Origin of the sequence: Pseudomonas sp. DL (assembly GCF_047199225.1) — a bacterium.
Classification (GTDB): domain Bacteria; phylum Pseudomonadota; class Gammaproteobacteria; order Pseudomonadales; family Pseudomonadaceae; genus Pseudomonas; species Pseudomonas aeruginosa.
The window spans coordinates 3522794-3531538 of the sequence record NZ_CP178323.1 but is presented as its reverse complement, the minus strand read 5'-3'; the positions used below and the strand labels follow the sequence as shown (position 1 = coordinate 3531538).

Genomic DNA, 8745 nt, shown 5'->3' with positions numbered 1-8745 from the left:
GCGCTGGTAACGCTGCCCGGGCGGGCGCACGCTAGGCGTCGCGCCGAACTGCGAGGCGCTGTCGGGTCCTGGCGTCGAGTAGCTCGCGCAGGGTCTTGAACAGCGGTGCGCGGTCGGTATAGCGACGGCCGTAGTCGAGGTTGAAGGCATAGTCGAAGTCCGCCGGATTGTCGCCCTGGGTGTGCTGGAGCAGGGTTTCCAGCTTGTCCAGGGCCTTCACTGCCAGGGCTTCGGCGGACTCGCCGCGCTCGTATTCGTCCCACAGGGCGAGCAGGCGGTCGCGCAGCGGCGCGTCGAGGTGACGGGTCAGCTGCAACAGGTCGGCGCGTTCCTGTTCGCCTTTGTCCGGGTGCGCGGCCTGCTCGACGGCGGGGATGTCGCCGTGGATCGCTTCGCCGAGGTCGTGGACCACGCACATGCGCAGGACCTTGCCGAGGTCCAGGCCGGCCAGTTGGTCCTCGAAGGCCAGTGCCATCAGGCACAGCCGCCAGCTATGTTCGGCGGTGCTTTCCGGGCGGCCGGAGGAGGTGTGCGCGGAGCGCAGGACGTCTTTCAGGCGTTCGGCTTCGCGGAGGAATTCGAGGCGGTTGCTCAGCAGTTCGAGGGACATGGCGCGGGCTCCGCTACCGGTGAAACGAGCCTGCAAGCCTAGGCGCGGCGGTGCTGAAGGTCCATGGATAAAATATCCGCGGCGACGTTCAGAGGGTTTCCACCAGGCGCACCGCGCGTCCGTCCGAGAGGGTCATGCGGGTCCAGCGGCAACGGCTGCGCCGGATCGGCACGATGGCCGAGGCGTTCGCTCCGCTGGCGAACTCCAGCGCCGGCGGTGCCAGCAGTTCGCGCCAGCCGAGTTCCTCGAGGGTGGCTTCCTGGCGGAGGATTTCCTCGCTGCAATAGGGCCACAGCGAACGGTCGAGCAGTTCGCCGAGAGGCACGCCGAATTGCGCGGCGCGTGCCGGCGAACAGGCCAACAGGCGATGGGTGAGGTCGCAGATCAGGTGCACGGGTTGCGGGTTGGCCTCGACCAGGCGGGCCAGTGCCTGGTCGGCGGCGGCTTCCAGGCGGGCGCCGAGCAGACGCTCCAGGCGTGCCCGTTCCTCCACCAGCAGCGCCTGGGTACCGGACTCCCAGCGCGAGATGGTCGATTGCGCCACGCCGAGCAATTCGGCGGCATGCGTTTGCTTGACCCGGTGCAGCAGGCGCCAGCGACGCAGGGCGGGGCCCAGGGACGAAGAAGGGAGAGGCTCGGTCATGCTTGGCTACGCGGGCGAATGGACGCTGAAGTCTGCGCCCGACGCCGGGCGGAGGCAAATCGGCGCGACACCGGGGGGACCCGTATGGTCGGCGGCGAACCTCGGAGGGCCGCCCGCGCCGCGCCGGCAGCCGTGGAGCTGCCGGCGGGCGTCTCGCTCAGGCCTTGGCGAAGGAGGTGGGGAAGGGCAGGTTGTACAGGCGTTGCCCGGTGGCGGCGAAGATCGCATTGGCCAGCGCCGGGCCGATGGGCGCCACACCGGGTTCGCCGACCCCGGTGGGCGCTTCGCCGGAGGGCACGATGTGCACTTCGACCTTGGGCATCTCGGCGATCCGCAGCACCTGGTAGCCGTCGAAGTTGTTCTGCTCGACCTTGCCGTCCTTCAGGGTGATCGCGCTGTGCAGGATCGCGCCGAGGCCGAAGCCGATGCCGCCCTCCATCTGCGCGGCGATCACGTCCGGGTTGATCGGGATGCCACAGTCCACCGCACAGACCACCCGCTCGACCTTCAGCTTGCCGTCCTTGTCCACCGAGACCTCGACCACCTGGGCGACGAAGGTCTTGAATGCCTCGGTCACCGCGATCCCGCGCCCGCGCCCGGCGGGCAGCGGCCTGGACGGGTCCCAGCCGGCCTTTTCCGCAGCCAGTTCGAGCACGCCGCGCAGGCGCGGCTGCTCTGCCAGCAGGTCGCGGCGGAACAGGTAGGGGTCCTTGCCGGCGGCCTGCGCCGCCTCGTCGATGAACGCCTCCACCGCGTAGACCGTGTGCGAGCTGCCGACCACCCGCCACCACAGGACCGGCACGCCGACCTGGGTGGTGCTCAGCTCGACCGAGACATTGGGCACCGCATAGGGCAGGTTGGCGGCGCCTTCCACCGAGGTGGCGTCGATGCCGTCCTTGACCATCACCGCGGCGAACGGCGTGCCTTCCAGGATCGACTGGCCGACGATGCGATGTTGCCAGCCGACCAGCTTGCCGTCGGCGTCGAGCCCGGCTTCGAGCCGGTGGTAGTACATCGGCCGGTAGAAACCGCCGTGGATGTCGTCCTCGCGGGTCCATTGCAGCTTCACCGGCACGCCGTTGGCGCCCAGCGCCTTGGCGATCGATACCGCCTCGACGATATAGTCCGACCAGGCGTTGGCGCGCCGGCCGAAGCTGCCGCCGGCGTAGAGCGTATTGATCTTCACCTGCTCCGGCTTCAGCCCGGCGGTGCGCGCCGCGTTGCCCTGGTCGACGGTCTGGAACTGGTCGCCGGCCCAGATCTCGCAGCTGTCGGCGGTCAGCCTGACCACCGCGTCCAGCGGCTCCATCGGCGCATGGGCGAGGAACGGGAACTCGTAGCTGGCGGCGATCCTGCGGGTCGCCCCGGCCACCGCCTTGGCGGCGTCGCCGTCCCTGCGCGCGGGCTTGCCGGGTTGCTCGGCGAGCTTGCGGTACTCCGCCATCAGCGCCTCGGAACCACGCTTCTCGGCCTTGCTCTCGTCCCACTCGACCTTGAGCGCGTCGCGGCCTTGCTTCGCCGCCCAGAAGCCCTTGGCGACCACCGCCACGCCGTGCGGCACCTGGACCACCTCGACCACCCCCGGAATCGCCCTGGTCGCCGTGGCGTCGAACGATTTCACCGTGGCGCCGAACAGCGGCGGGCGCTGGAGCAGGGCGACCAGCATGCCGGGCAGGCTGACGTCGAGGGTGAATTGCGCACTGCCGTCGGTCTTGCCGGGAACGTCGACGCGCGGCGCCTGGTGACCGATCAGGCGGAAGTCCTTGGGATCCTTCAATTGCACTTTTTCCGGCACCGGCAGTTCCGCCGCCGCAGCGGCCAGCGAACCGTAGCTGGCCTTGCGCTGGCTGGCCGGATGTTCGACGAAGCCGTCGCGGGTGCGCAGTTCGGTGGCCGGCACTCGCCACTGGCGGGCGGCGGCCTCGACCAGCATCGCGCGCGCCTTGGCCCCGGCCTCGCGCAATTGCATCCAGGAGTTGGCCATCGCCGAACTGCCGCCGGTGCCCTGCATGGTGCCGAAGGCCAGGTTGGCGTAGCGCTTGGCGTCGGCGGGCGCGCTTTCCACGCGGACCTTGCTCCAGTCCGCGTCGAGTTCCTCGGCGACGATGGTGGCGATACCGGTATAGGCACCCTGGCCCATCTCCACGTGCTTGGCGATCACCGTGACACTGTCGTCCGGAGCGATCCGCAGGAAGGCGTTGGGCGCGAAGCCGGCGTCCGGCAGGGCCGCGGCGAGGGCACGCCGGGCTCCGCTCCACTGGAAGCCGATGGTCAGGCCGACCACCGCGGCGCCTTTGAGGAAGCCGCGGCGCGAGCCGGGCAGGGCGTTGCTCAGATCGATCTTGCTGTTCATGGCGTCAGGCCTTCAGGGTGTCTGCGGCTTCGTGGATGGCGGCGCGGATCCGCACATAGGCGGCGCAGCGGCAGATGTTGCCGTTCATCGCGGCATCGATATCGGCGTCGCTGGGGCTGGCGTTCTGCTCCAGCAGCGCGGTGGCGGACATGATCTGGCCGGACTGGCAGTAGCCGCACTGCGGTACCTGGAGCTTGACCCAGGCGTCCTGCACGGCCTTGCCGGGCTTGCTCTGGATACCTTCGATGGTGGTGACGCGCTTGCCGGCGACCGCGGAGACCGGCAGCACGCAGGAGCGTACCGCGGTGCCGTCCAGCTGCACGGTGCAGGCGCCGCACTGGGCCATGCCGCAGCCGAACTTGGTGCCGTGCAGGCCGGCGCTTTCCCGGATGGCCCAGAGCAGGGGCATGTTGGGATCGACGTCGAGGGTGACGTTCTTGCCGTTCAGGACGAGCGAGGTGGGCATGCTGATTCTCCACGGAAAGGCCCGGGCAGGGCGTTATCTCTTATCAGGCAGGAATGCATCGGGCGAAGTGTGCGCGAAGGACGAAACGGACGCCTTGCACGATCCTGCGAAAGTCTAGATCAATCCTGCCGAGCGTCCCGGCGGGCACGGCGCGGAAACGCGGCGAAACAACTCCGTCGGCGCAGGCGTTCACCCGGCATCGGCAACGCGCTAGGATCGCTGCCGTCGGTGACTGACGCCCGCCCGGGCGGCACGCACTTTCAGCCGGAAGCGGGACGACCCGTTTTCCCTCTTTCATTGCGCGGGGACGACCCTGCAGAGAGGCTGAAAATGGCGTGGATCTATCTCTTGCTCGCCGGTGTCTTCGAAATCGTCTGGGCCACGGCCATGAAGGAGTCGGCCGGCTTCACCCGCCTGTGGCCAAGCCTGGTCACCCTGCTGTTCATGATCCTCAGCTTCGGCCTGCTGGCCGTTTCCATGAAAACCCTGCCCCTCGGCACGGCCTACACCATCTGGGTCGGCATCGGTGCGGTCGGCGCCTTCGCCCTGGGCATCCTGCTCTTCGGCGAAAGCCCGAGCCCGTTGCGGCTGCTGGCGGTGGGGCTGATCGTGGCCGGCATCGTCATTCTCAAGCTGGCGACCCGTCAGGGCTGAGGGGCGACCATCATGTACGCATCCTTCGCTCCCGCGACCTGGGCCTTGCTCGCCTACCTCTTCGGCGCGCTCGCCCTTTGCCTGCTCATGCTGGGGTTGGGCCGGGTGCTGGGCGGCCGATCGCATGGCCGGGCGAAGAACCTGCCGTTCGAGTCGGGGGTGGATTCCACCGGCTCGTCGCGCTTGCGCTTCTCGGTCAAGTACGCGTTGGTCGCCATGCTGTTCGTGATCTTCGGCATCGAGATGCCGTTCCTCTACCTCTGGGCGGTGTCGCTGCGGGAGAATGGCTGGGCGGGTTTCGTCGAGGCGACGCTGTTCGTCTCCCTGCTGCTGGTCGGACTGTTCTACCTGCACCGGGTCGGCGCCCTCGACTGGTCGCCGGAGCGCCGGCGGAAAAAGCCGCACGACTAGTCGTGGAGGATCACCAGCAGGTAGCGGCAGGCTTGCCCGGCGGTGGCGAAGGTCACCGCGCGGTCGACGCCGAAGTCCAGGCGGTCGCCGCGTTGCAGGTGGAACGACTGCTCGCCGTAGTCCACCCGCAGCGCACCCTCGACCAGCCACAGGCGCTGCCGGTAGGGCCGGCCGCCCCAGCGGGGATAGTCGAGGCGGGTGGTCGCCGGGATCTCCACTTCCACCATCTCGCAGCCGCTGCGCGGATCGCGAGCGCCGACCTGGCGGCGGCGGTAGCCGCTGACCGGGTCTTCCCACACTTCCTGCTGCGCGCGCCGGCAGAGCGGTTCGGCCGGCACCTGCGCGTCGCCGAGCAGCTCGGAGAGGGCGACCCCCAGGCCGCCGGCGAGACGGCCGAGGACGCTGGCGGTGGGGCTGCTTTGGTTGCGCTCGATGCGCGAGATCATCGCCTTGCTCACCGCGCAGCGTTCGGCCAGTTGGGCGAGGGTCAGCTCGCGCTCCTTGCGCAGGGCGGCTAGGCGTCGGGCAATCAGTTCGTCGATATCCATGAGTGGCCCTGGCGGATTTTTCTCGTCCATGATAGTCACTGTCCAATATATTGGAAATTCGACCTTGCATTGGAGCTTGCCCGCGATGACCGAACCGACGATTCGCCGCCTGGCTGGCGAGGAGATCCTGGCGCGCCTGGACGAACTGGCCGAGGTACTGCTGGACTGCGTGGAAGGCGGGGCTTCGGTCAGCTTCATGTGGCCGTTGCCGCGGGAGCGGGCGCTGGCTTTCTGGCGCGGCGTCGGCGAGAGCGTGGCGGGCGATGAACGCCTGCTGCTGGTGGCGGAAGCGGAGGGGCGGATCGTCGGTACCGTGCAACTGCTCCTCGACCAACCGCCGAACCAGCCGCACCGCGCCGACGTGGCGAAGATGCTGGTGCACCGGCGTGCGCGTCGGCGCGGCATCGGCGAGGCGCTGATGGGCGAGCTGGACCGGCTCGCCCGGGCCTGCGGCAAGTCCCTGCTGGTGCTGGACACGGTCAGCGGCAGCGCCGCCGAACGGCTGTACCTGAAGACCGGCTGGACACGGGTCGGGGAAATCCCGGACTACGCCCTGATGCCGGACGGCACGCCCTGTCCCACCACCTATTTCTACAAGCGCCTGGCTGCTGCCGGCTGACCGAAGATGCCAGCGTTCCCAAGGCAGGCCGGGTAGAATCGGCGGATGCGAGAGATTCGGGGTCGATGGTGGAGTTACTGCAAGGGTTCGTCCTGACCCGGCACTGGCGCGATACGCCGGCCGGCACGGAAGTCGCGTTCTGGCTGGCGACCGAGCAGGGCCCGCGGCAGGTGCGGCTGCCGCCGCAGCCGTCGGTGGCGTTCGTCCTCGCCGAGCAGCGCGGGCGCGTCGAGTCCCTGCTCGCCGGGGAGACTGGCGCCGAGCTGCGGCCGCTGGCGCTGCGCGACTTCCAGCAGCGGCCGGTGCTCGGCCTGTACTGCCAGCAGCATCGCCAACTGATGAATCTGGAGAAACGCTTGCGCCAGGCCGGCGTCGAGGTGTTCGAGGCCGATATCCGGCCGCCGGAGCGCTACCTGATGGAGCGCTTCATCACCGCGCCGGTCAGCCTGGAGGCGAGTGTCGAGGCTGACGGCAGCCTGCTCGCCCGGCGCCTGAAGCCGGCTCCGGACTATCGCCCGCGCCTGCGCCTGGTGTCGCTGGACATCGAGACCAACGCCCGCGGCGATCTCTACTCCATCGCCCTGGAAGGCTGCGGCCAGCGCCAGGTATACATGCTCGGCCCGGCCAACGGCGATGCCGCGGCCGTGGATTTCCGCCTCGACTATTGCGACAGCCGTGCCGGGCTGCTGGAACGTCTCAACCAGTGGCTGGCCGAGCACGATCCCGACGCCATCATCGGCTGGAACCTGGTGCAGTTCGACCTGCGTGTCCTGCATGAGCATGCCCAGCGCCTGAAGGTGCCGCTGCGCCTGGGGCGTGGCGGCGACGAAATGGGCTGGCGCGAGCACGGCAGCCGCAACAACCACTTTTTCGCCGCGGCGGCCGGCCGCCTGATCATCGATGGCATCGAGGCGCTGCGCTCGGCGACCTGGAGCTTCCCCTCGTTCAGCCTGGAGAACGTCGCCCGGACCCTGCTCGGCGAAGGCAAGGCGATCGACAATCCGTACCAGCGGATGGACGAGATCGATCGCATGTTCGCCGAGGACAAGCCGGCCCTCGCGCACTACAACCTGAAGGACTGCGAATTGGTGACGCGGATCTTCGCCCGTACCGAACTGCTCGACTTCCTCCTCGAACGGGCCACCGTCACCGGCCTGCCGGCGGACCGCAGCGGCGGCTCGGTGGCGGCCTTCACCCACCTGTACATGCCGTTGATGCACCGCGCCGGCTTCGTCGCCCCGAACCTCGGCGAGAAGCGTCCGGAAGCCAGTCCCGGCGGCTTCGTCATGGACTCGCGGCCGGGCCTCTACGAATCGGTGCTGGTGCTCGACTACAAGAGCCTGTATCCGTCGATCATCCGTACCTTCCTGATCGATCCGGTCGGCCTGGTGGAAGGCCTGCGCCAGCCGGACGACGAGCACTCGGTGGAAGGCTTTCGCGGCGCCCGCTTCTCGCGTACCCGGCATTGCCTGCCGGCCATCGTCGCACGGGTCTGGGAGGGCCGCGAGGCGGCCAAGCGCGAACGCAACCAGCCGCTCTCGCAGGCGTTGAAGATCATCATGAACGCCTTCTACGGGGTGCTGGGTTCCAGCGGCTGCCGCTTCTTCGACCCGCGCCTGGCCTCGTCCATCACCCTGCGCGGGCATCGGATCATGCGCCGTACCCGCGAGCTGATCGAGGCCGAGGGCTATACGGTGATCTATGGCGATACCGACTCCACCTTCGTCTGGCTCGGCAGCCCCCGCGCCGAGGAGGAGGCCGCGGCCATCGGCCGGGCGCTGGTGGCGCGGGTCAACGACTGGTGGCGCGAGCACCTGAAAGAAGAATTCGGCCTCGACAGCGCCCTCGAGCTGCAATTCGAGACCCATTACCGGCGTTTTCTCATGCCCACCGTGCGCGGCGCCGAGGAGGGCAGCAAGAAACGCTACGCCGGCCTGGTGCGCCGCGCCGACGGTGGCGAGGAGATGGTCTTCAAGGGCCTGGAGACCGTGCGCACCGACTGGTCGCCGCTGGCCCAGCGCTTCCAGCAGGAACTCTACCTGCGCATCTTCAATCGCCAGCCCTACCAGGACTACGTGCGCGATTACGTACGACGGACCCTGGCCGGCGAGCTGGACGACCTGCTGGTCTACCGCAAGCGCCTGCGCCGGCGCCTCGACGATTACCAGCGCAACGTGCCGCCGCATGTGCGCGCGGCGCGCATCGCCGACGACTACAACCTCGAGCGCGGGCGCCCGCGGCAGTACCAGAGCGGCGGCTGGATCAGCTACGTGATCAGCGTCGCCGGTCCCGAGCCGCTCGAGGCGCGGCGTTCGGCCATCGACTACGAGCACTACGTGGGCAAGCAGTTGCAGCCGGTGGCCGACGCCATCCTGCCGTTCGTCGGCGATGATTTCGCCACTTTGGTCGACCGGCAGATGGCGCTGTTCTGAGGCTGCCGA

Annotated in this window: 9 protein-coding genes; 4 read left to right on the top strand and 5 right to left on the bottom strand. The window is 68.8% G+C overall.

What is annotated here, in order from left to right; all coding sequences use genetic code 11:
* Nucleotides 1-31: 31 nt before the first annotated feature.
* From ACI766_RS16335 to ACI766_RS16320, 4 genes are all read right to left on the bottom strand, one after another.
* Nucleotides 32-610 (bottom strand): HD domain-containing protein, encoded by a 579-nt coding sequence (locus ACI766_RS16335; protein WP_003114949.1) that lies wholly within the window; start codon nt 608-610, stop codon nt 32-34.
* An 88-nt stretch (nt 611-698) separates the two neighbouring features.
* On the bottom strand, nt 699-1253 hold the full coding sequence (locus ACI766_RS16330) for a helix-turn-helix domain-containing protein (protein WP_003088112.1): 555 nt from the start codon (nt 1251-1253) through the stop codon (nt 699-701).
* A 157-nt stretch (nt 1254-1410) separates the two neighbouring features.
* Complete coding sequence (locus ACI766_RS16325; RefSeq protein ID WP_004349295.1) at nt 1411-3606, bottom strand: xanthine dehydrogenase family protein molybdopterin-binding subunit; 2196 nt, start codon at nt 3604-3606, stop codon at nt 1411-1413.
* 4 nt (nt 3607-3610) lie between these two features.
* A complete protein-coding gene (locus ACI766_RS16320) occupies nt 3611-4072 on the bottom strand; it encodes a (2Fe-2S)-binding protein (RefSeq protein ID WP_003102736.1) in 462 nt (153 codons plus the stop codon).
* Nucleotides 4073-4402: 330 nt separating this feature from the next.
* On the opposite strand from ACI766_RS16320, the gene ACI766_RS16315 reads away from it, so the two are divergent.
* The gene (locus ACI766_RS16315; protein WP_003102734.1) at nt 4403-4726 is read left to right on the top strand and encodes a DMT family transporter; all 324 of its coding nucleotides are present in this window, start codon (nt 4403-4405) and stop codon (nt 4724-4726) included.
* Between the two features lie 12 nt (nt 4727-4738).
* Complete coding sequence (ndhC, locus tag ACI766_RS16310) at nt 4739-5137, top strand: NADH-quinone oxidoreductase subunit A (protein WP_003088123.1); 399 nt, start codon at nt 4739-4741, stop codon at nt 5135-5137.
* Here the strand turns inward: ndhC and ACI766_RS16305 are convergent.
* Nucleotides 5134-5685, bottom strand: a complete 552-nt coding sequence (locus tag ACI766_RS16305) for a helix-turn-helix domain-containing protein (RefSeq protein ID WP_004343115.1) — start codon at nt 5683-5685, stop codon at nt 5134-5136. The genes ndhC and ACI766_RS16305 overlap by 4 nt on opposite strands.
* A gap of 85 nt (nt 5686-5770) precedes the next feature.
* Here ACI766_RS16305 and ACI766_RS16300 point away from each other — a divergent pair, with 85 nt between their 5' ends.
* Together ACI766_RS16300 and ACI766_RS16295 are read left to right on the top strand one after the other, a co-directional pair.
* Nucleotides 5771-6304: a GNAT family N-acetyltransferase gene (locus tag ACI766_RS16300; RefSeq protein ID WP_003102722.1), complete on the top strand. Its 534-nt coding sequence runs from the start codon at nt 5771-5773 to the stop codon at nt 6302-6304.
* A gap of 68 nt (nt 6305-6372) precedes the next feature.
* On the top strand, nt 6373-8736 hold the full coding sequence (locus ACI766_RS16295) for a DNA polymerase II (protein WP_003122806.1): 2364 nt from the start codon (nt 6373-6375) through the stop codon (nt 8734-8736).
* Nucleotides 8737-8745 lie beyond the last annotated feature (9 nt).